At 53.4% G+C, this 22,597-nt stretch carries 21 protein-coding genes and 3 pseudogenes; 7 read left to right on the top strand and 17 right to left on the bottom strand.

The genetic code is table 11. From position 1 onward, the window contains the following. Positions 1-108: 108 nt before the first annotated feature. From AWJ19_RS36335 to AWJ19_RS07285, 3 genes are read left to right on the top strand one after another with little or no spacing between them, the layout of a single operon-like run. On the top strand, positions 109-699 hold the full coding sequence (locus AWJ19_RS36335; RefSeq protein ID WP_241781633.1) for a hypothetical protein: 591 nt from the start codon (positions 109-111) through the stop codon (positions 697-699). After that, the gene (locus tag AWJ19_RS07280; RefSeq protein ID WP_241781634.1) at positions 696-2,681 is read left to right on the top strand and encodes a DUF2339 domain-containing protein; all 1,986 of its coding nucleotides are present in this window, start codon (positions 696-698) and stop codon (positions 2,679-2,681) included. The genes AWJ19_RS36335 and AWJ19_RS07280 overlap by 4 nt, the downstream gene beginning before the upstream one ends. Beyond that, positions 2,644-3,954: a DUF3999 family protein gene (locus AWJ19_RS07285; protein WP_068722518.1), complete on the top strand. Its 1,311-nt coding sequence runs from the start codon at positions 2,644-2,646 to the stop codon at positions 3,952-3,954. Before AWJ19_RS07280 ends, AWJ19_RS07285 begins: the two co-directional genes overlap by 38 nt. An 85-nt stretch (positions 3,955-4,039) precedes the next feature. Here AWJ19_RS07285 and AWJ19_RS07290 read toward each other — a convergent pair whose 3' ends face one another. From AWJ19_RS07290 to AWJ19_RS07305, 4 genes are all read right to left on the bottom strand, one after another. Then, positions 4,040-4,918: a MerR family transcriptional regulator gene (locus AWJ19_RS07290; protein WP_068722520.1), complete on the bottom strand. Its 879-nt coding sequence runs from the start codon at positions 4,916-4,918 to the stop codon at positions 4,040-4,042. Positions 4,919-5,012: 94 nt separating this feature from the next. Further along, positions 5,013-5,768 (bottom strand): methyltransferase domain-containing protein, encoded by a 756-nt coding sequence (locus AWJ19_RS07295; protein WP_068722522.1) that lies wholly within the window; start codon positions 5,766-5,768, stop codon positions 5,013-5,015. A gap of 29 nt (positions 5,769-5,797) precedes the next feature. Next, positions 5,798-7,744 carry a stalk domain-containing protein gene (locus AWJ19_RS07300; RefSeq protein ID WP_128083529.1) on the bottom strand — a complete coding sequence of 649 codons (1,947 nt, stop codon included), beginning with the start codon at positions 7,742-7,744 and terminating at the stop codon, positions 5,798-5,800. Between the two features lie 198 nt (positions 7,745-7,942). Then, positions 7,943-8,308 (bottom strand): zinc ribbon domain-containing protein, encoded by a 366-nt coding sequence (locus AWJ19_RS07305; RefSeq protein WP_068722526.1) that lies wholly within the window; start codon positions 8,306-8,308, stop codon positions 7,943-7,945. A 274-nt stretch (positions 8,309-8,582) separates the two neighbouring features. Here AWJ19_RS07305 and AWJ19_RS07310 point away from each other — a divergent pair, with 274 nt between their 5' ends. Continuing rightward, positions 8,583-9,266 (top strand): CPBP family intramembrane glutamic endopeptidase, encoded by a 684-nt coding sequence (locus AWJ19_RS07310; protein ID WP_128083530.1) that lies wholly within the window; start codon positions 8,583-8,585, stop codon positions 9,264-9,266. Between the two features lie 74 nt (positions 9,267-9,340). Here AWJ19_RS07310 and AWJ19_RS07315 read toward each other — a convergent pair whose 3' ends face one another. Further along, a complete protein-coding gene (locus AWJ19_RS07315) occupies positions 9,341-9,970 on the bottom strand; it encodes a YfbR-like 5'-deoxynucleotidase (RefSeq protein ID WP_039870832.1) in 630 nt (209 codons plus the stop codon). Between the two features lie 332 nt (positions 9,971-10,302). Between AWJ19_RS07315 and AWJ19_RS07320 the strand changes: the two genes are divergently transcribed. From AWJ19_RS07320 to AWJ19_RS07330, 3 genes are all read left to right on the top strand, one after another. Next, a complete protein-coding gene (locus tag AWJ19_RS07320; protein WP_068722530.1) occupies positions 10,303-10,521 on the top strand; it encodes a PspC domain-containing protein in 219 nt (72 codons plus the stop codon). A 67-nt stretch (positions 10,522-10,588) separates the two neighbouring features. Further along, positions 10,589-10,987: a PspA/IM30 family protein gene (locus AWJ19_RS07325; protein ID WP_068722533.1), complete on the top strand. Its 399-nt coding sequence runs from the start codon at positions 10,589-10,591 to the stop codon at positions 10,985-10,987. Further along, positions 10,933-11,277, top strand: a complete 345-nt coding sequence (locus AWJ19_RS07330; RefSeq protein WP_068722535.1) for a hypothetical protein — start codon at positions 10,933-10,935, stop codon at positions 11,275-11,277. The genes AWJ19_RS07325 and AWJ19_RS07330 overlap by 55 nt, the downstream gene beginning before the upstream one ends. Before the next feature lie 842 nt (positions 11,278-12,119). Here the strand turns inward: AWJ19_RS07330 and AWJ19_RS07335 are convergent. The 12 genes and pseudogenes from AWJ19_RS07335 to AWJ19_RS07385 form a co-directional block, all read right to left on the bottom strand. Then, a complete protein-coding gene (locus AWJ19_RS07335; RefSeq protein WP_082707747.1) occupies positions 12,120-13,400 on the bottom strand; it encodes a M20 family metallopeptidase in 1,281 nt (426 codons plus the stop codon). A gap of 20 nt (positions 13,401-13,420) precedes the next feature. After that, a pseudogene (locus AWJ19_RS07340) lies at positions 13,421-14,757 on the bottom strand (LLM class flavin-dependent oxidoreductase). Between the two features lie 163 nt (positions 14,758-14,920). Continuing rightward, positions 14,921-15,399: pseudogene (locus AWJ19_RS07345) on the bottom strand (DinB family protein). Between the two features lie 36 nt (positions 15,400-15,435). Beyond that, positions 15,436-15,825, bottom strand: a complete 390-nt coding sequence (locus AWJ19_RS37520) for an FAD-dependent oxidoreductase (protein ID WP_347231088.1) — start codon at positions 15,823-15,825, stop codon at positions 15,436-15,438. After that, positions 15,774-16,580 (bottom strand): annotated as a pseudogene (gene solA, locus AWJ19_RS07350) (N-methyl-L-tryptophan oxidase); the annotation flags it as partial. The gene AWJ19_RS37520 and the pseudogene solA, both read right to left, overlap by 52 nt. Next, on the bottom strand, positions 16,577-17,752 hold the full coding sequence (locus tag AWJ19_RS07355) for an amidohydrolase (protein ID WP_068722537.1): 1,176 nt from the start codon (positions 17,750-17,752) through the stop codon (positions 16,577-16,579). The gene AWJ19_RS07355 and the pseudogene solA, both read right to left, overlap by 4 nt. Positions 17,753-17,863: 111 nt before the next feature. Continuing rightward, on the bottom strand, positions 17,864-18,880 hold the full coding sequence (locus tag AWJ19_RS07360; protein WP_068722539.1) for an LLM class flavin-dependent oxidoreductase: 1,017 nt from the start codon (positions 18,878-18,880) through the stop codon (positions 17,864-17,866). An 11-nt stretch (positions 18,881-18,891) separates the two neighbouring features. Beyond that, a complete protein-coding gene (locus AWJ19_RS07365; protein ID WP_068722541.1) occupies positions 18,892-19,644 on the bottom strand; it encodes an amino acid ABC transporter ATP-binding protein in 753 nt (250 codons plus the stop codon). Further along, the gene (locus tag AWJ19_RS07370) at positions 19,641-20,351 is read right to left on the bottom strand and encodes an amino acid ABC transporter permease (protein WP_068722543.1); all 711 of its coding nucleotides are present in this window, start codon (positions 20,349-20,351) and stop codon (positions 19,641-19,643) included. The genes AWJ19_RS07365 and AWJ19_RS07370 overlap by 4 nt, the downstream gene beginning before the upstream one ends. Next, positions 20,348-21,133, bottom strand: coding sequence for an amino acid ABC transporter permease (locus AWJ19_RS07375; RefSeq protein WP_068722545.1), 786 nt, complete (start codon positions 21,131-21,133; stop codon positions 20,348-20,350). The genes AWJ19_RS07370 and AWJ19_RS07375 overlap by 4 nt, the downstream gene beginning before the upstream one ends. 33 nt (positions 21,134-21,166) lie before the next feature. Further along, positions 21,167-22,027 (bottom strand): transporter substrate-binding domain-containing protein, encoded by an 861-nt coding sequence (locus AWJ19_RS07380; protein ID WP_068722547.1) that lies wholly within the window; start codon positions 22,025-22,027, stop codon positions 21,167-21,169. A gap of 4 nt (positions 22,028-22,031) precedes the next feature. Continuing rightward, positions 22,032-22,556 (bottom strand): GNAT family N-acetyltransferase, encoded by a 525-nt coding sequence (locus AWJ19_RS07385; protein ID WP_068722549.1) that lies wholly within the window; start codon positions 22,554-22,556, stop codon positions 22,032-22,034. Between the last annotated feature and the right edge of the window lie 41 nt (positions 22,557-22,597).

Consider the following 22,597-nt stretch of genomic DNA (forward strand, 5'->3'; position numbering starts at 1 on the left):
CTGGCACCCGTAAAAAAGGAAGATTTTTCCGCATTAACTATAGTAAAATGGAAACATTAATAAGTAGCACATTATTCAGATCATTCACTAAAGCCATTGGGGGAGCTTATGGAGCACTTTAAAGAGCGTCTGAGGTCCATAAAAGAACAGCAGGATGCACTTGCCGCCGAATACCAGGGCCTGGTCAAAGCCTATGAGGGCAGCGATCTGGTTAACGAAAATGAGCTGCTCAAAAGAAAAGCGGCGGCTGTGGAGCAGGCCCTGGCCGATGCTGAGGCACAGCAGGCCAGGCTGAAGCAGGAGAATGCCGAGTTGCGCACGGCGCTGACCGAGCAGATTCTGGATGAGAAGCTGGGCATCCTCAAGCTGTCGCGGCAGAAGCTGCATACGTATTTCGCTTCGCAAAGCGCCGGCCAGCATAACCGGCTGACCGCATTCGAGGTGCGGACCCGGCAGCGGATCACCGAAATGTACCGGAAGGCAGACCGGCTGCTCAGCGGGGACAGCGAGGAGATCCGCAGAATGCTGGATGAACTGTCCGTCAGGCTGAGCGAAGGCATTCACCGCCAGCGGGAAGCATTGCGGGCGGCTGAGCAGCCGCTGGCAGCAGAGATGGACAGCCGGCTGGACGACTTCGCTGCAGAGGGAATCAGCGAGGAGACTATTCAGCGGCGGCGCGGCAGAACCGGATCGAGATGAAGATCGGGCTGAACTGGATCAACTGGCTGGGCATCCTCCTGCTGATTCTGGCTGTGGGTGCAGGCTTCAAGTACACCTACTCCAACTGGTTCAGCGGGTATATGAAGGGCAGTGCTTTTTTCCTGCTGGGTGCGCTGATGCTTGGCGGCGGGGAATGGCTGTTCCGCAGAGGCCGGGGCACCTTTGCGCTCGGATTGCTCGGCGGCGGGATTTCCGTGCTGTACGGCTCTGTGTTTTACAGTTATTTTCTGCTGGAGATTATCGGCATTTATACCGGTCTGGGCTTATCCGTACTCATTACACTTACGGCGGTGCTGCTGTCGCTCCGTTATGAGTCAAGGACGATCTGCTCGCTGGGGCTGGTCGGGGGCTATCTTCCGCTCTTTTCCTATATAGGCGCGTTTGGGCTGGAAGGCTCTGCAGTTTACGTAGCTATGGGATATCTGTTCCTGCTGAATCTGCTGATCCTGATGATCTCGCTGCGCAAGCGGTGGATTGTGGTCAATTACATCAGCTTTTTGTTCAACACGCCTTCGATGCTGCTGCTGATTGTCATGTCGGACAGTCATGCCATCAGTATGTTCTATTCCATCCTGACCTTCGCTATGTATCTGGGCATGACGCTGTGGTATCCGTTCAAGTTCCGGACCAAGCTGTCCTGGTGGGACTTCGCGCTGCTTGCCTGCAACACACTGACCAGCTGTCTCGTTCTGTACGTGCTGTTCGTTGACGCAGGTCTCGGTGCTTACAAAGGGGCATTAGCCCTGGCCTTCTGCCTGATGTATCTGGGTCTAGGGCAGCTGCTGGAGAAGCGGATGGCCCAGGAAAAAGAAAGCATGGTGCTCTTCTATTCTACCGCACTCACCTTCGCCGTCCTGATGATTCCGTTCCAGTTCGGCGCCGTGTGGTGGTCAATCGGCTGGCTGATTGAAGCGGTTGTGCTGACAGTATACGGCCATTTACAGCGCGTCAGGGCTGTGGAACGGACCGGATGGGGCATTCTGCTGCTGTCGCTGGGCATTTTCTTCTTCGTCGATGTGCTGGTGCAGTCTTCATCCGTCGCTCCGCTGATTCTCTATAACAATTCATATTTTGCGCTAAAATACACCTTTATCACGGCAGGACTGCTGATCGTCGCCCTTCTCTATGCGATCCGGCATACCGACCGTGAGGTTGTCCTGGCCAGCACTCCTGCCGATATGCAAATCGGAATCTGGTTCAAATATGCGGCTGTGGCGAACCTGTACGCCTATCTCATATATGAAGCCATGCATCTCTACAATCTGTATGTGCCGGAGGACTTCACCCGGGCTTCGTTCTACAGGCTGCTGCTGGCGGCACTGCTGACGCTGGGACTCGCTTTCGTGCTGCCGCGGATCAAGGTACTGTACGATAATGTGATCGGTTATATGGTTTATTTCCTCTATGCGGTCGGTTATGTTATCGCAGTGGGACTCACCTTCGGCCAGCATACCCTGCAGGCGGACTTCAGTGATAATACAGCCGCGGATTACATCGCCTTCGGGCTGCTGCTGCTGTTCAATGTATTCGTCTGGCTGAATGGAGGACGGCTCCTGAAGGTTCTGCTCAGCCGGGAATACAACAACGCCGAGCTGTATCCGGTCATTATGGGCGTCTATCTGCTGGCTGTTGTTACCGCCTTCCTCGGCGTACAGCTGCGGCAGACGGACGGCGGGCTGGTGTACAGCATCACTTACCTGCTGCTGGCTGTGCTGTTCATCATGTTCGGCTTCCGCCAACGGTATGTGTATATCCGGCGCTTCGGTCTGGGCCTGACGCTGCTGGCTACCGGCAAGCTGCTGCTCTATGATCTGACACTGCTCGGCACCGGAAGCAAAATCATCGCCTATTTCAGCTTCGGCGTATGTCTGCTGGGCATCTCTTATCTGTATCAGCGGGTATCGGCCAGAATGGAGGAAGCTTATGCACAGACGGAACAGGCTGCTGCGGATCAAGAGTAGCGCCGCGCTCCTGCTGCTGGGCGTGCTCAGCCCGTTCGCACTGTTCTCCGGGCAGCATCTGTCTGCCTCGGCTGGCGGAGTTACCGGCGGGGCTGATGCGCATCCTGAATGGAAGTACTCCAAGGTAATTGTGCTTCCGGGGCAGACTCCCTACGCGGAGCTGTACCTTGATCCGGAGGTATATGCAGGCGCAGAGGATGATCTGCGCGACCTGCGGATCGTGGACAACTCCGGTAACTTTATTCCTTTTTATAAGGAGAGCAGTGAGGAATTCTCGGAGGAGCAGCTTACAACCTACTCCGCTACGCTGGTTCACAGCGCCAAAAAGGACGCCGACACCCTCTTCGATTACAAGGTTACACCCTTGGCTTCGAATATCGACATTCAGGGCAACCGGCTGGAGTTCGGGCTGCCGGGCGTAAACTTCCTGCTCCACACCCAGCTGCTCGGCAGCTATGACGGAGTGGCCTGGGAACCTTTGGCGGAAGAGGATTTGTATAATGTGAACGGGCGTGTGCAGAGCAGCATTGAGCTGGGCGCAAGCTATAAATACGGCTATTACCGGCTGATCGCCAAGAACAATGCAGAGAATCTGCATTTCCCTACCCTCACTCTGCTGCGAAGCACCCGGGTGACGCATACGGATCATTTCAGGCAGCAGCAGGATGCCGTTTACGAAATTCAGCAGAAGGACCGGCAGACGGAAATTATCATCCAGAATCCGGGCAGGCTGAACATTTCCGGACTGCAGCTGGAGATTGGCGGCAGCGGCAGCTTTACCCGCCGGTTCGAGCTTTATGACGGTGAAGGCAGACTGCTGACCGCAACAGACAGCGGAGAATTATACCGGCTGGACTTTAAGGATACCGAAATTGCCTCGACAACCATTATTCCTGACGGGGCTTCGTCTGCCTCCCAGCTGAGGATCGTCATATATAACCAGGATGACGCACCGCTGCCGGTTGAGGGACTGAAGCTGGAATATCTGTTGGATCGGCTTGTTTTTGCCGCTGAAGGCGGGCAGCCGCTGCGCCTGCTCTACGGCAATGCGGAATCTGCTGTGCCGCAATATGATATTGTAAACTTCAAGGATTACATTGCCGGTGAAGGCAAAATGCTTGCCGGACTCGGGGCGGCTGAGCTCCGCGAGACACCTGCAGCGGATACCGCGCAAAGCAGCTGGTTCCAGGGCCGGACCGGGTTCAACATCGTGATCATTGCCGTGTCACTGCTGCTGATTATCTTCCTGACCCGGAAATTGGGGCGGAAGTAGACTTTTGCCGATGCATTCTTCAACAGCACAAAAAGATACCTCAGGGCATATCCCCGCAGGTATCTTTTTCGTGTCCGATCCTTCTTTACTTACGCTTTACCAATTGCCACAGCTCCATTCCGGGTGTAACCGGCACTTCCATATGCTCATCCGCATAGAGCTCAGCAGCCAGCATATCTGCCATGGTATATTCCGAACCCGGCAACCATTTGCTGTAAAGATGATCATAAGCGCCTTCCAATGCAGAATTGGTGAGGGTTTCCTTGTCAACGGCCTGAAAGGCCACCCGTGCGTACAATCCGGCAGGAAGGGTATAGCTTCGCATGTCCCCTGGAATTTCACTCAAGCCCGTAACCTGCATGCCCATCATGTAGGTTCCTGAGCTCATATCCGGTTCGCATTCACATACCAGTCCAAAGCATGTGGAAGGCACCGCCTGATGCGGTATCCTTTCGGTCACGTCGTTACCATAGAAATGGCTGATCAGCTGCTCAATAATCCGCTGCTTTTCCTCATAATTGTTGTAGGGCACCGTTGCAGCACAGCCAATAATATGGAGCGGGTCCTTCATTTCAAATACATCCACTTTGTATGCTGTTGAAATTTCCATCGGCTTAAACAGCTCCTTTCCGTTGCTGATTCTTGTTTGGAGAGCGAGAAGTTCCTGCTCGATGACGGATAGGAGGCGTCCCTCCGATCGTACTGCTGTCAGGCGCGCCTGAACGGACCCGGTCCACAACCCTGGCTCAGCATCCAGAAGCATCCGAATGTCCTCAAGGGAAAAGCGCAGCCTCCGAAGGTACTGGATTTGCTTCATCCGCTCACGCTGCACGTCTTCATAGAAGGCATAACCATTGTCCGGATCAATGCCCGCCGGCTCCAGAAGTCCGATGTCCCTGTAGTACCTTAGCGTTTTTTTGGATACCTGAAGCATTCCAGCAAACTGCCCGATTGTGTAACCCATTGTTCTCACCTCTGACTAAAGCTTAATGCGTTCCCTAAGGGCACAGTCAATAGCCGGTTTCCAGAGGGCACTGGCTCTTTTTTCATGAAACCTCCTAAATCCTCCTGGCAATAATATGTGTAAAAATAGCAATGTCCCTGTACGGGCTCTGCCTGCCGACCGCAAGCTCCAGCTGCACCATCCGGTTATGCCAGTCCTCATCCTGCTTCACTTCATTGTCGGTAATGTATCCGTACAAATTATGTATGCCAAAATGGCCTTCAATCTCATAGCCTGCGCTCCTCAGCCACTCCGCCAGCAGCTCATAGGAATAAACCGTAATGTCCGTTTTAATGATTCCGCTGTACTCCTGACTGTTGCCGATGGCGGCCAGTACGCTGTCCGGGTCCTTGTTCAGAATAGCCTTTTTCATCACCTTGGCTGCCGGATTATGGGCAATGAGTGACAGATACCCCCCAGCCTGCTGACAACCGGCAATCAACCTGAGAATCCGCTGCGGTTCTTCTGTATATTCAAGAATATTGTGGCAAAAGCTCCATTCAAACCTTCCCAGCCCGCCGGCCGCCTGCTCAAACGAATCATTTATGTAGCGGACATCCGGCCCGTCCTTTGCTGCGATGGCAACCATTTCCTGCGTCGGTTCCACCCCGGTAACCAGATGGCCTCTCTTGCTATACTCATTGCTTGATATGCCAAAGCCGCTGCCGATATCCAGCATAGACTGGGCTTCACCAGTCAAGAATGGGTCAATCTGGTCCCACGCTGTCAGGTAAAACAACCTTCCCCACGGCATCCGGGTGTAGTGTAAATAGGCTTCGATTGATGCTGAAAAGGCGGCTGTTTTGTCCATTCGCTTCATCCCATCCTATTCTATAAAGATTATGGGTTAACAAAAAAGCTCTTTACCCTTTCTTCGTCCCATATATGATCCAATGCCATCTGCTCGTCAGTGACCAAAAAATACTTATCACCTATGTAGCCTGGCATATTAGGAACAGGGTCATCCCAAGTTGCATCCAAGTGGTAATACTCACCGTCCACAACAACAATATTCCATGCATGGCCTGCTCCCGCGTAGTTAGTTCCGGAGATATAAAAGTTCTCCACTCCAGCCAAATCAAGCAGCATTTTCATCGTTACTGCGTATCCTTGGCAAACACCTGTATGCAATATCAGGATACCGTATTCGGTATAAGATTCTTCCGGGATAGAGCCATTTAAATAATTATCGTAATCATAGGCTGTATTCAGGACAACGTAGTCATGTAACGCCTTCACTTTATCTCTGGTATTCATTTCAGGTGAAAGCGTCTGATCTATCACTGCCTTGGCAGCTTGCAATGTTTCATGTTCCTTTTTCGGATCTCTGGTAGGTAAAAAGGATTCATAGGCCCCTGCAAATAATGAGTATTCAGGTACATATTCCTCAGGAAGGATCTTTCCGTACAAGCTATACGCTGTGTCTGAACTTAAATCCACAGCATACATCGCTGATATAAACTGAGCTTCTGAACCAAAAACGCCTTTTTCATAATATACCGAACCATCCAGCAAAATCATTCTGAACGGCAAAGCCCAATCACCCAGCGAAGCGACTTTCCTGCTGTCACTACCATCCAGTTCACTTTGATAAAGCGCAGGACCGACATCGTAATACAGTTTGTTACCTGAAATATTGTATCCCGATGCACTCTGCAGGTTCTGCAAATTTCCGCCTTCTATGGGCATTCTGCCGATTTTCCCGATAGATTCATCAAGATATGTAAAATACAAATAATCGCCTTGAACCGTCAGATCCTCATAATCCAATGCGCCGTAGATACTGTTACCCGAGCCATTAGTACCGATCTTTCCGATGATGCCCGGCTGCTCTCCATTCCGGTACTCTTTGTAATAGATCCACCCGTTAGAGACAGTAAACTGGTCAATATTGGGATTATTGGTCACTCTTATAGGAAATGCACCAGGCCTGTCCAATTGCAGCCGGTAGATTCCATCCGAAGTGTTATAAAGTGCCCAATTGTTCATGACTATTAGCTGAGTGATGTCATCTGCCAACGTCAGCTGTGTCTGCTCACTTCCGTCAAGACGAATCTTGCAGATTCCGTAGCTATCCAGAAAATAAAGCCAGTCCCCCTGAATGTTCAGCATCCGGGCCGTACCAGACGTAAGCCTGATCTTCTCACCGCTGTTTTGGTTCACTTTATATAGAAAACCGCTGTTACCTTTGGACACAAAGGTATGTCCTGTCTCTTCTGGTCTTTCAATGGTCTCTAATCCGTAAATCCAATCTCCTTGCTTCACAACAAACGCATTGTTGGTTAAATTTGCACCGGAATTTCCGGTAGGTTCTGCAGAAATAGAGGTCAGCAACTTCTCATCTGATGTAATTTGGATGGCTCTGGTAACCGGATCCCAGACCAGCTCTGCACCAAACGCTTCCCCAATAAAGCGGAGCGGGACCATAACCACCCCATCAATCAGTTTGCCGGGTGATGGCATGTAACGATCGGCACCGTTTATCTTCGCATAGGAGCTACCCAGCCTGTATTCCATCGTCTGTGCTCCTTTAGTTGCCTTTACTGTACCCGACTGCTGCTCCCATCCGATACTTATTCCTAACTGTTCAAAAATTCCGCGAAGCGGAACATAATTATTATTATTGATGATGACCGGATCCCTTGATAGTTTCACTATCTTTCCATCTACAGTAACAGTAACTTTATGATGCAGTACTTCCGCCTTTGCCGTATTGGAACCGCCGAACATAATTAACAATCCTAAAATAAAACAGCCTATTCTCCAACTCAACTGGTTATTCTGCACGCCACTCCTCCTAATTTTGCCATTTGCCAATCCTGCTTGATCATTAGTACCATAACCAACAATATAATATAGAACCCTTTTCTGCCGATGCCCATTTCATCACTTTTAAGCTTGTAATCCGGCAGCTCCAATAGAAACAGCCCAAGCCAGAGGCTTGAGCTTGTTCATATTTTATAAACCCTATGCTGTAATACAGTGTTACGGCTCCCGCGGAGCCTCAAACGTATGCCCGCAGTTCGGACAAAACCGCGCATCCGCCGGCACAGTGCTGTTGCAGCCCTTGCATATTTTCACATCGCCCAGTGCGGAGATCTGCTCCAGATTCGCTTCAATTTCCGCTTTCAGTGCAAGAATACGGTTCATGTTAACCGCATAAGCCTCCGCCTGCAACGGCAAACCCTGAAGGGTCGCTTCAAACAGCTGTTTGCCCATGGCCTGATACTGCTTGTCGATTTCACTTTGCTTGCCGCTGTTCTGCAGTTTGAGGCGGTTTACCTCTACGACAGTCTTGGCTTTGTTGCCCGCCTCGCTTACCCCTGCCTTGAACTTATCAAAAAAACTCACTTGGCATCCCTCTTTTCCTGAAAATGTCGTTTGTCCGTAAAATTCGTCAGGAAGCGCAGCTTCCCTGCTATGTTTATTCACCAAAACCCAATGATAGCCCAGACAACCCCGCGCGCAACAGCCTGCATATTAATTGTATAAACCAATCCAGTCTTCCTTCATCATAACGTATGAACACGTTTTTTGATATTTTCATCCTATTGCTGGACTGCATCTGAAAGATAAATTATAGTAGTCTGAGGAATAATCTGTAAAAAAGGACGTGGGCCTGCTGATGCTGACTGCACTGATCACCGCTGTACTTATAGCATTCTCATTTAAAATCATTGAACTGCTCATCGGATTATTCAGCAAGCATCATATACGGTTCGCCGTTTATTACTGGGGAGCTCTGCTTATTGCCGTGAGTCTGTTCATCAAGGACAATTATGTGTACAACCTGCCGCATGATTTTCTTGCCGTACTGCCGCTGTGTCTCCTCATTCAGCTTATCAACGGACTGATAGCCAAACGCTCAGGTTATTCGCCCAGAGGCCGCTTCAATACCATTAATTTCATTATCACCTATCCTGTACTTGAGGAGATTGCCTTCCGGGGGCTGGCGCTGCCTGTGCTTGCCCGTCATGAAAGCTTTGGCGCCTTATCCGGACTGGAGCTGGGTTATGGCCTGATTCCGCAGCTCAGCCTGGCGGTGATTATTACGGCCGTTCTGTTCGCTGTCTCCCACCTGCAGTACTATAGGCTTAATGCCGAAAGCATCCGGTTCATGGCGTTTGCGCTGAGCGGCGGACTGTTCTTCGGGCTTGTCGCACAGGCGACGGAGTCGATACTTTTAACCATTTTAATGCATATATCCTTTAACGCCTCCGCGGCATTATATTCTTATAACAAGAGAAAGCCGGCCAAACAAGTAGAAACGGCGATGCCGTCCTTCAGTGAAGGCGGTAACCGTTTCTGAGAGAAATATAAGGATTATTGGTAGCGTAAAACATATAAATTCTTATATTTAAAAAAAAGAGTACCGCTCATCACCTACAGAGCCAGTGCCTCTTCTGTAATTCTTCTGATATCCACCGGAGACAGCGTCTCCTCGTTCACCATATCCGGCAGGATCTCTGCCAGGAAATATTCCACGCATTTCAGGTCAATGTTCTTGATCTTGATCAGCGCATTGCGGTACATAACCACAAATTCCTTCTCCGTATTACCCCGCTGCATCTCCGCAAAAGCCTCATACACCTGGTCCATTTTATCCGCAACCTCGAGAATCAGCCCCTCCAGCGACTCATCCTTGCCCTCACGCAGCTGCTGGACGAAAATGCTTTTGAACTCCTCCGGAATGTGTTCTTCAATAAAGTTATGGATCATCCCTTCCTCAACCTGCTGGATCAGCGACCGCAGCTGCAGCGAGGAATGCTTCACCGGCGTTTTGATGTCCCCGATAAAAATCTCTCCATAATCATGGCTGCTCGTTATCTCATAAAGCTTTTTCCAGTCGATCACTGCACCGTTCTTCTCCTCGATGTCGGCCAGCGTTTTGGCGTACTGTACAACCTTCCATGAATGGGCGGCTACGCTATGCTCCTCAAACTTGAACTTCCCCGGACAGCGGATAATCCGTTCCAGCTCATTCAGTGAGCGAAAATACTTATGAATCCCCATGGCCAGTCCTCCTTATTCTTCAAAGTCTTATCCGGAAAGTGAGTTCATCTCTTAGAGACGGGGAGGTAGAGCTACCTACAGTATAGGCCGGCAATGTTAAGCGTGAATATAACTGGATGTCTTCTTATGTTAAAAGAGTACCTTTTGCCCGGCTGGCCTGACCAGCTCCGGCCCCGTCTTTTTGCGGACCCCATCCCCGTCTTAGGTCTGGATTCAAAAACAGTCCCCGGTCCGTTTTGCGCAGCTTCAAATCACCGTACAATTAACACATAGATAACGGATATTGAGAAGAGGCCTTCGGGTGTATCCATAACAAGAGAGGAAGATTATTAATGAGAAAATTGTACCGTTCCACTACTGACAAGATGTTTACAGGTTTATGCGGAGGGTTGGCGCGCCACTTTAATCTGGATACTACCCTCGTGAGACTGCTCGTCGCAGCCGCTGCATTCTTTAGCTTTGGTACCGTCCTGTTCATCTACATTATCGCCAGCATCCTTATTCCAAAAGAGACTTACACCAGCTTTACAGACAGCTTCGATCACTATTAATCGGTAATGATATAAAAACCCGGCTTAAAGAAAACATCCAAAATTAAAATTTGAAGGAGAAATGAACATGAGCAGCATATTTGAACGTATTACAACCCTTACCAAGGCAGCTATTCACGAAGGATTGAACAAGCTGGAGGACCCGGTACTTCTGACCGGCCAATATCTGCGCGACCTTGATGACAAAATCAGCAGCGCCGAAAGCAAGCAGCGCGAGCTGAAAGTTACCGCAAGCGTACTGGAACGCCGCAAGGCCGAGTATCTGGTACAGGCGGACAGCAGCGAAGCTGCCGCAGTCCAGGCAATGAGCGAAGGCAATGAGCCGGCAGCCAGAGCCGCTGTAACAGCCAAGCTGCGTTATCTCGAAGTATTCAGGAGACCGAAGCCATTCTGGACGAAACCCTGCAGGCCTTGGCCGCTCTGGAGGTTAATCTGCAGAATGCCAAAGCAGAGCATGCCCGTCTGAAGGCCAAAAGAGCAGAGCTGGCCGAACGCGCCCGCAAAGCTGAGGCAAGTAAACGGGCCGCGCAAAACAGTGCAGCTTCCCACACAGGAGCACCCGTGTACGGTCACGTAATCAACGCCGGCGCTGCCTCCCGCGGCTTCGAGCGGATGGAAGACAAGATCAACGAATGGGAAGCACAAGCAGGACACACTGCACAGACTGCCGCTCCCGCCATCGACCCTGCACTGCAAGGCGCAGTGGAAGCCGAACTGGCCCGCTTGCGCAGCAAGCAGGCGGACAGCAGCAAATAAGCCTGATTGACCAAGTAACATAAGTAATCGGCAGCGGTCCTCCGGGTATCCGGAGGACCGCTGTTTTGCGTTGCAGGTATTATACTAACAGCTATATTTATAGTGCCTGTTGCAATATGAACTGCTATTTTGGACCTCCTTACCTACAGATACCTTCGAAGTTTATAAGTAGACCCTCACTCCAACTTCTATGTTTCCTTTATAGGAGCATCACCTCACCAATGCCGGACTGTAACGGACCCAAGGGGCGTTATTTATCCGTTTTTCCATATTTTATCCGGCTAACGGACTCAGATGACGCTATCTGGCCATTTCGCCTGCAATTTGCAGCATTTTGTATCTGTTAAGGTCACTGGAGTCCGTTACGTTTCCAAGGCGCACGCAATTTCGCAAATAACGTCTGCTCAGTCCGTTAGATATACTTTCTCTTTCTACTGTGTCTAGTCCATTACCATAGGCGCTCGTTCTCACATCACTTTCCTAATCTGCTTTGCGATTTCCCTTTATCACGCTCCAGCTTTGTCCAATTTTTTATTTACTCCAGCAACTCTACCTCGTTAATCCAGCAACTCTGCCTCGTCCACCCTACTTTCTCCTACTCCTCCACTTTCTCTTACTCCTCCACTTCTTTCTCTTACTCCTCCACTTTCTCTTACTCCTCCATTTTCTCTCCCCTTTTTGCTTCTCTGCCTCCCCTGCTTTTTTAGTCTCGTATTTGCGCAAAACCTACAATTTCAGCATATTAACCAGCCAGTCCGCATTTACACATCATCTGTCCATCTATTACATCCAAAAAAAGGAGACCCCGTCAGCCGCTGCCCGGCTCCCGGAATCTCCTTTATTTATACCTGAAACCATTTGTGCTCCATTACAAGCCGCACCCATAACCGCACACCGTGGATCAGCATGTCTTCGTCAATGTTGAACTGCGGCTGATGGATCGCATGAGTAATGCCCCCGGCCGCATTGCCGCAGCCGATGAAGGCAAACGCGCCGGGCACCCTGTCAAGATACCAGCCGAAATCCTCCCCGGCGAGGCTGGGCTGGTTCAGCAGTATGGCCTGCTCTTCACCCAGCACTCCGCGCGCTGCCTGAAGCATCCGCTCTACTGCCGCAGCGTCGTTAACGACGGCGATCCCCTCGCGCAGCTCCAGGCTGAAGTCACCGCCGTAAGCTGCGGCTGCCGCTGAAGCATGGCGCCGCAGTCCCTCGGTGATTGCGGCCACTGCTGTCTTCGAGAAAGCCCGGAACGTTCCGGTCAGCTCGCTATGATCAGCGATCACATTAACCGCCGTGCCGGCTTTCATAGTTCCGAAGGCCAGCACCGCCGCTTCCTGCGGGTCAATCTGATTGGCCATCATTCCGTTGACGCCGGCTATGAACTGCACCGCCATCTGGATGGCGTCCGCCGCTTTATGCGGGGCGCTGTGATGTCCGGCTGTGCCCCGGAACTCCGCTTTGAAATGGCTGGAGGCCGCCATTGCATAATGCGGATGAATACCCAGAGTACCTGCCGGAAGCTCAGGCATCACATGCAGCGCATAAGCATAGTCCACTCCATCCAGAATGCCGGCTTCGATCATATCGCGTCCGCCGGAGAGCAGTCTGCCGTCAAGCGGACTTTTCGCCGCGCCTTCCTCGGCAGGCTGAAAGATGAATACTACTGTTCCGGCCAGCTGATCCCGGAAGGCAGCCAGCGTTCGGGCCGCCCCCAGCAGCATGGCAGTGTGGGCATCATGACCGCAGGCATGCATAATGCCGGCATTCACTGACTTATAGGGCAGTTCATTCTGCTCTTGTATCGGGAGTGCATCCATATCAGCACGCAGCAGAATGACCGGTCCGTTGCTCGCTTGCCCCTGCAGTGTACCAACGACACCCATCCCGAAATGCCTGCCGACATTCCGCTGCACGGTAATTCCCCATTCCTCCAGAAGTCCGGCGACGATCCCGGAGGTGCGGGTAACATCGTACAGCAGCTCCGCATGAGCATGAAGGTCACGGCGAATTGCCGTGACCTTCTCCTTTAATTGTCCGGCATAGTCCATCATGCGGGTCCAATCAGGTGCTTCAAGAATTACAGCAGCATCCGTAATTTTCCGGTCCACGGTTTTCCTGTTCATCGCAGCCCCTTCATCCCGGCTTAGAACTGTCCAGCCGGCTGCGAAGCCTTCGCGTAGCGGTTCTCAGGCACAGGAATCCCCAGGTTGCCGCGCAGGGTGTCGCTCTCATATTCTGTGCGGAACAGTCCGCGTTCCTGCAGAATCGGGACAACCCGGTCCACGAATTCCTCCAGCCCGTTCGGCACAGCCGCCGCGATCATAAATCCGTCTGCTCCGCCGGATTCAAACCAGTGCTGCACCTGATCGGCCACCTGCTCCGGTGTGCCGATGAAGCTGCTGCGCGGGGTTGCCGACTGCAAAGCTACCTGCCGCAGCGTCAGTCCGCGCTCCTTCGCATCCTTTTTAATTTTGTCCGTGCCGCTCTGGAAGCTGTTGCGTCCCAGGTCACCGACATCCGGGAACGGCTCATCCAGCGGATATTGCGAGAAGTCATGATGCTCGAAGAACCGGCCCAGATAATTCAGTGCATTTTCGATCGTTACGAGTCCGGCAACCTCCTGGTATTTACGCTCTGCTTCCTCCGGAGTATCCCCGATAATCGGCGCAATACCCGGGAAGATCAGCACTTCATCCGGATTACGGCCGAACGAAGAGATCCGTGCTTTAACATCGCTATAGAACGCCTGTGCATCTTCCAGCGTCTCATGCCCGGTGAAGATCGCATCCGCTTCCTTGGACGCATAGTTTTTGCCGACCTCGGATGAGCCTGCCTGGAACACTACCGGCTGGCCTTGTTTCGAGCGGGCAATGTTCAGCGGTCCCTTCACGGAGAAGAACTCTCCCTGATGGTTCAGCGTGTGCATTTTTTGCGGATCAAAGAAGATACCTGCTTCCTTATCGCGGACAAAAGCATCATCCTCCCACGAATCCCACAGTCCGCGCGTCACCTGGAGATACTCCTCGGCGATGCGGTAGCGTTTGGCATGATCCGGATGCTCCTTTTTGCTGTAGTTGGCAGCAGAGCCTTCCAGCGGAGAAGTCACTACATTCCAGCCGGCCCGGCCGCCGCTGATGACATCCAGCGAACCGAACTGGCGCGCACCGTGAACGGCTCACTGTAGGAGGTGGACAACGTACCGACCAAACCAATATTAGTGCTGACACCAGCCAGTGCACTCAGAAGAGTCAGCGGCTCGAACCGGTTCAGGAAATGCGGAATGGACTTCTCGTTAATATACAGCCCGTCTGCGATGAAGATCAGATCCAGCTTGCCTTCCTCTGCTTTTTTTACCCACTCTTTGTATAACTCAAAGTTCACGCTTGCGTCCGGCTTGGCATCCGGATGACGCCACATCGACGTGCTGCCGCCCACCCCGTGCAGCAGTGCTCCCAGTTTCAGTTGTTTTGGTTTGGTCATGTTCGTTCCTCCTCAAAGTTTTGATAGCATTATCTTCATTGAAATTTCTTCGCAAAACTTGCTTCGGAAGCATTCGCTTAGTTTTGATAGCATTGTCTTCATTGAAATTTCTTCGCAAAACTTGCTTCGGAAGCATCCTCACCTCATAAGGATAAGCCGACTCTCACTGCACCAATGCCGCAGCCGCCGCCCCCTGCTTAATCCGCTCAATCTGGGCCAGATGGTTCTGCACATGGGCAATGAAGCCGCGGACGATGTCGCTGATTTTGACCGTGTCGCCCTTGAAATTAATTCCGCTCAGCTCCCAGTCCTCAGCCGCAGCCGGCTAAGCAACAAACTGTTATAGTGCAGCAGGCTGCGGAACAGCTCCAAAATATCAGCCGCGTTGCCGTCATTTGCATACTGGCCGCTGACCCAGGCATCCTGATTGAAGGCCGGCAGCTGCGCTGTTGTGCCTGCAAGGATGTCACGGATGCGGAACGACACCACAATGCTGTGATCCGCCAGATGAGCGAGCACCTCAGTGACACTCCAAATCCCCGGACCCGACTTCCATTTCAGCTGCTCCTCTGTTAATCCGTCAGTAGCCTGCACCAGCTGCCGGTGTGTGTTCAAGTAATCTTTGAGTTGTGTGCTGCTCATGTGATCCCCTCCAAGGTAAGTCCTGCCTGCGGATAGTCAGGCGGTAGCAAAGCGTGATAAGGCAAAAGGACTGATATTGTGACTCGTAGTACCACCAGTAGCCAAGTCCGCCAGAATCTCTCCAACTACACTGGAAAATTTAAAGCCGTGCCCCGAAAAGCCGCCGGCGATGAACACATTGGCGTGAAGCGGATGGCGGTCGATGATGAAATCCTCATCCGGTGTATGCTCATATTTGCAGACGGAGCCTTTCAGCAGCCGTCCAGCCGCACCTGGCATGTAAGCCTCCAACACGCGGCGGAGGTCGCCTTCATCGCTCTCCTCACTGCCGAATGGCCTGAGCGGCTCGCCCGGCTTCCATTCCTGCCCGGTATCATGCCGGCCGATCTTGAGGCCGCGCCGCCGATGCTTGGAAAGCCGTAGTATCCGCCTTCTTCCGCTCCAAGCGTGAAGCCGGGAAAGCTTCCGGCAGCATAATCAGGGCTGCTCTCAAACCAGCCGACTACCTTGCGGACCGCCTTGATCGGCAGTTGCACAAACGGCGCCAGTCCGCTGAACCAGGCTCCGGCGCTAAGAATAGCGCTTGCCCCGTGAATATCGCCGCCGGCTGTATGAACAGTGACGCCGCCTTCGCGGGCCGTCACGTTCAGTACCGGCGTGTCTGTCAGCAGCTCCGCGCCGTGCGCCAGAGCCAGCTTACGGTAGGCGGAAATACAGCGCTCGCTGTACAAGTATCCGGCCTCCGGCTCATACATCGCCGTAAAGGATTCCGGCAGCGTAAGCCCCGGCCAGCGCCGCCGGATTTCTGCGGCCTCCAGCAGCTCGGCCTTAACCCCGCGCTGCTGCGCGTCCGTCACTCGTCCGCCGAAGGAATACACCTTGCGGTCTGCAAGGTTAAGCACGCCCGAGCGGACCAGCAGCTCTGAACCGCTGAGCTGCTCCAATTCCTGCCACAGCGTATCGGCCCGCAGAGCCAAATCGATATAAGCAGGATCTCCGCTGTAAGCGTGGCGGATCAGCCGGGTGTCCCCATGATGGCTGCCCTCCTTGTGCGGCGGATTATAAGCATCGACCAGCAGCACCTTTACTCCGCGCCGGGCCAGCTCATAGCCGGCGCTCATGCCCATCGAGCCGGCGCCGACGACAACGACATCGTAAATCTTAGGCTCCGCTATATTCATGCACCTCCGCCGGAGGCGTAGTACGCTATGGAACGCACAGCGATATCTGCAAGGAACCTTGCCGCCACCGGCAGCGCCTGCTCATCCAGATTAAACGCCGGATGATGCCATTCCCGGCTGCCGCTTGTGCCGACGAAAACGAACAGTCCGGGCACCTCGCGCTGGTAGAAGGCAAAATCCTCACCCGCCGGCGAAGGCACCGGCTTCACTGCCTGATAGCCTAGCGCTTCAGCGGCTTCAATCCCCAGTGCAGCCAGCGCCTCGTCATTGATTACCGGCGGCGGACCTTCAATCCAGCGGACCTTAGCCGTTGCGCCCAGTGCTGCGGCAACTCCGGAAGCCACCTGCTCGAAGCGCTCCAGCACATCCCGGCGCACCGCTTCATCGAAGGTGCGGATGGTGCCTTCCAGCACGGCCTTCTCCGGGATCACATTCCAGGAATTGCCGCTGTGGAGCTGCGTTACGCTGACAACCGCGCTATGCAGCGGGCTGACATTGCGGCTGACGACCGACTGCAGGGCAGTCACGATATGTGCTGCTGCTACAATCGGATCAACAGCCGCTTCAGGTACGGCTGCGTGCGAGCCGCTGCCTTTGACGGTAACGGCGAACCCGTCTGCGGCGGCCATCAGAGGGCCGCCGGTAATGCCGATCGTGCCGACCGGCAGGTCGGGCTTGTTATGCAGCCCGATTACGGCGCGCACCTCCTGCAGCGCTCCGCTGGCAATCACCCGCTGCGCGCCCTGCGCCTTCTCCTCCGCAGGCTGGAACAGCAGGCGTACCGTTCCCGGCAGCCGCTCCTCCTGCTGCTTCAACAGATAGGCGGCGCCGAGCAATGCCGCCGTATGAAAGTCATGACCGCAGGCGTGCATTTTGCCGGGAAACAGAGATGCATACTCAGCGCCCGTCTCCTCCTGAACCGGCAGGGCATCGATGTCGGCCCGCAGGGCGATAACAGGACCGGACCTGCCGCTTCCAATTTCTGCGATTACACCGGTTGCCAGACCGTAATCCAGAATCTTAATCCCGGCCTGTGTAAGCTGCGAAGCAATATATTTGGTAGTCTCATATTCTTCATTGGACAGCTCCGGGTGCCGGTGCAGATGACGGCGGATCCCGGTTAATTGTTCTCCAAGCGCTTCCGCGCTCAGCTCTGCAGCTTTGCTTGTCATATGCAGGCCCCTTCCTCATGCCATTTCCTTTACGCTTTTAATTCCCTCCGCTTTATACTCAACGCCTTACACGCTTTACGCATTATAGTCTTACGCCCTTCCGCTTTGGTCCTAAGCCTCAGCCGGCACCTCCGCCAGCGCCTCGCTCAGCAGCTCGAACGAACGGAGCCGCTTATCAAAAGGCTGGATATTGGTTGTCACGATAAACTCATCGACACCGGATGCCTCAGACAGCGCCAGCAGCTGCTCACGGACAGATTCCTTAGTCCCTTTGGTAATCTCAGGCTCGCGCTCCTCAATGGTATAAGCCTCCTTAGCCTGGCGGGTGAATTCCTCCGCCTGCTCCCGGGAAGCCACCGTCAGCGTCTTGCCGCTCTCCAGCGTAATCCGGATCAGCTTGTGCGCACCCGCCAGCTCCTTCGCTTCTTCCTCGGTGTCCGCAGCGATCAGCGACAAGGCAATAATCGCCTGCGGCGCTTTGCCCTCCGAAACTGCAAACCCGCTGCGGTAAGCACGGATCGCTTCCAGCGCCACAGCCTGATCGCCGTTAATGAACAGCGAGAATACGTATGGCAGTCCCAGCTCAGCGGCTATTTCCGCACTGCCTACACTTGCACCGAGCACATACAGCTCAGGTGCCGTAACAGGCAGCGGGCCTGCCTTCAGCCCGGCCAGCGGATGGTCTTCCCCGAGCCGGTTATGTACATACTGTTCCAGCTCAACGATTTTGTCCGTCAAGGTTGCCGAATCCGTCTTTCCGTGCTGCAGCGCCTGCGTGCTGCGCGGCAGACCGCCCGGAGCGCGTCCTACGCCAAGATCCACCCGGCCCGGAGCCAGCGAGGCCAGCACATTGAAATTCTCAGCCACCTTGTACGGGCTGTAATGCTGAAGCATAATGCCGCCGGAGCCGATCCGGATTGATTCTGTCTTGGCGAGCAGATGCGAGATCAGCACCTCCGGGGAGGACCCGGCTACCTGCTCGGAATCATGATGCTCGGAGACCCAGAAGCGGCGGAAGCCCAGTTTTTCGGACAGCTGTGCCAGCTTGACCGTATGACGGAACGCCTCCTCCGCCGTTTCTCCCGGATAGATCGGGCTTTGATCCAGTACGCTGATGGTAATAGCCATGATTTTGCCTCCTATATGGAATAGTTCAGTTCAGGTGTGATCCGTTTCAGGAACTGTTTTGTTCTTTCCTCACGCGGATGGTTAAACAGCTCAGTAGGGGTTCCCTCTTCAACAATGACCCCGCCGTCCATGAAGACCACATGGTTCGCCACATCGCGGGCAAAGCCCATCTCATGCGTCACCACGATCATCGTAATGCCTTCCTTGGCGATTTTGCGGATAACGGCCAGCACTTCACCGACTAGCTCCGGGTCCAGCGCAGACGTCGGTTCGTCGAACAGAATGACCTCCGGCTCCAGTGCCAGCGCCCGGGCAATGCCCACACGCTGCTGCTGGCCCCCGGACAGCTGGCTCGGATAGGCATCCAGCTTGCTGCCGAGGCCAACTTTTTCAAGCAGGGCAATGCTCCGCTTCCGCGCTTCGTCCTTTGACAGCTTTTTGACGATGAGCAAGCCTTCCATCACATTCTCCAGGGCGGTTTTGTGGCGGAACAGATTGTACTGCTGGAACACCATTGCCGTCTTTTGCCGAAGCTGATAAATCTCCTGTTTGCGGGCATGCTTGCAGTCCACCTTGAAATCACCGATGGCGATCTCGCCGCTGCCCGGCTTCTCCAGATAATTCACACAGCGCAGAAGGGTTGTTTTGCCGGAGCCGCTGGGCCCGAGAATGACCACTACCTCACCTTTGGTAACCGTTAAATCTATATTGTTCAGCACCTGATGGCGGCCGAATGATTTTGAAATTTGCGCCAGCCTGATCATGCCACTCCCCCCCGGTTATACAGATTAATCCGTCTTTCAATCACCGATGTCACGCGCTCAATGAGGAACGTAAGCCCCCAGAAGATCAGCGCCGCCGCCAGATAGGCCTCAAAAAACTTCCAGTTCGTCGAAGCCACAATCTGCGCCTTGGCATTGATATCCACCACCGACACGGTAAAAGCGAGCGTTGATCCGTGCAGCATCCCGATCACGGAATTCGACAGGTTAGGCAGGCTCGCCGCCAGCGCCTGGGGAAAAACAATCCGCCGCAGCGCCTGCGGTGTCGTCATCCCGATCGAATGAGCCGCCTCCAGCTGGCCGCGGTCCACTGCGAGCAGGCCGGAACGCACCACCTCAGACATGTAGGCTCCCGCTGTAATCGAAAATGAAATGTACGCAAAACCGATCATCGGAATCGACACCGACCGGAAGCTCCAGCCGAAATGCGCCGCCAGCCCGTCAATCAGCACGGGAAGTCCGAAGTATATCAGCAGCAGATGCGTCAGCATCGGCGTTCCGCGGATAAAGGTGACATAACCGACCGCCAGCGGATAGAGCACCGGAACCCGGTAGATCCGGATCAAGGCTACCGCCAGGCCAATGATGAAGCCGATCAGTACAGAGACGACAGTGATGTACAGGGTCGTTGGAATCGCCCCCAGAATCTGCACAAAAGCCGTCCAGATAAACGACGGGTCCAGCTTCATAATCCGGCGCCTCCTTTACCCGGTCCCAGCTCCGCAATGATGCGGCGGTAGGACCAGCTCTTGTTGATTTTGAACGATCTTCTCTCAGGAGCCGTCCGTTTCTCATGCCGCAGCAGCCGTCGTTCGGCCACCAGCAGCAGCTTCTCAATCGTAAAGCTGATAACCAGATAGATCAGGGCGAGAGCAATATACGTTTCAATAAAATGCTGCGTTAAGGTACCAAGCGTCTGTGCTTTGCCCGTCATCTCCATTACTCCAAGCGTAAAGGCCAGGGACGTATCCTTCAGCAGGGCAATCACCAGGTTGGAGAAAACCGGAACGGCAATCCCCAGCGCCTGTGGCAGCACGATCCGTCTAAAAGCCTGAAACGCCGTCATTCCGGTCGCATAAGCCGCTTCAACCTGTCCCTTATCCACCGCCTGCACAGCCGCTCTGATCATCTCGGACATATAAGCTCCGGTATGCAGACCGTAGGTCAGGATAACGAAGACCAGCACCGGCGTCCGCGTCATATCTACATTGACCAGCTTGAGAATTTCCGGCAGCCCGTAATAGAACAGGAAGAGCTGGATCAGAATCGGCGTGCCCCGGAAAAAGGAGATATAGATTTCGGAGCAGGTCTTCAGCACCGGAATTTTATAGAGTCTCGGCAAAGCCACCAGAAAGCCGACAATAATCCCTGCCAGCAGTGAGCCGCCCACAATCAGCAGCGTGGTGCCCAGCGTACCTAACAGCTTAGGTAAAAATGAAAACACATAACTGATATCAAACGGTGCGCCCATACGCTCCCTCCCTTCCCCGGTTCGCCGGTATCATCACTGCACCGAATCCGCTGTAACGTCAGCACCCAGCCATTCTGTACTCAGCCTGCCGAGCGTGCCGTCTGTCTTCAGCTCCTTAATGGCACCGTCAATGGCATCCGACAGCTTCTGGGAATCGGCATCATCCTTGCGGAACACATAGAGAATGTCTGCGGAGGACAGCTCAGGACCGGTAGCCTTCAGCTGGCTCTGCGGGTCAACGATCGGGATGACAAAATCGGCAGCCAGTGTAGCATCCACACGGCCTGTTGTAATCTGGGCGGCTGTATCGTTAGCGGTACCGCTCTGATAGACAATATTGATCGCATCTGCGTTCTCTTTATTGTAATTTTCAAGGATCTGCGCCTGTGCGCTTGTTGCACCGACCAGTACCTTTTTACCTTTCAGGTCGTCCAGCGTCTGGATCGAATCATTATCTTTAGCTACGACAATGCGGTTTCTCCAGTGGGCATAAGCTTCTTTGTTAAACGAGTATTTCAGCTCCCGCTCGGGATTTTTCTCCATAACATGGGCAACCAGGTCGATTTTTTTGGTTTCCAGGCTCAGCAGCAGGTTGCTGAAATCCATGGTCTGAAAATCAAATTCGTATGCCGGCAGCTTGTTATCAATTTCCTTGAGCAGCTCCACATCGAAGCCGGTCAGCTTACCGTTCTCATCAAGGAAGCATACCTGCGGGAACCCGGTTCCCGTACCCACGATGATCTTTGTTACCTTAGCCGCTGTATCCGCCGGTGCTGCCGCTTCAGCCACCTTATTGCCTGTGCTGTTGCCGCCTGCATTATTGCTGTTATTTCCGCAGCCGGCGATCGCCAGCGTTAATACGGATGCAAATACGAGCGAAATGGACTTTTTCATGTTTCTATCCCCTTTGAGTGTAGTGTGGTTTATTTGATTTATTTGTTAGTGTCTTTTTCAGCAGATACATAATGCCGTCGCCGTTCTGCGGATCAAGCTCCACGAAGCGCTCGTAACCCCGCCGCTCATACATTTCAACCAGCCACGGATGCTTTTTCGCTGTGGCCAGCGTAACCTCAGGTGAGCCGAGCTTGCCAAGGATAATCTGCTCCTCTACCCAGTCCAGCAGCTTACCGCCATAACCCTTGTTGCTGTAATCCGGGTGGGTGGCAAACCATTTTACAAAAGGCAGCGGGCTGAACTTGCGGATCTCCTCTTCCTTCGAGAGTGTAATGGTAGCCACAACTGCTCCATCCACTTCAAGGACATAACACTCGTTGGCCGTTATGTTGTCTTCAATCAGCGCCAGATCGGCGTTTGCCGCAGGCCAGTGCAGCCCGAGCTCGCGGATCAGCTGATAGGCACGGTATGTAACTTCCAGCAGCTGTTCTGCATCCTTCAGCTCTGCCAGCCGGTAAACCTCACTCATCGCCAGCCCTCCTGTCTTCCGTCCAATTAATTTTATAATCC

It is taken from the genome of Paenibacillus sp. DMB5, assembly GCF_001517085.1.
In the GTDB taxonomy this organism is placed as follows: domain Bacteria; phylum Bacillota; class Bacilli; order Paenibacillales; family Paenibacillaceae; genus Paenibacillus_AQ.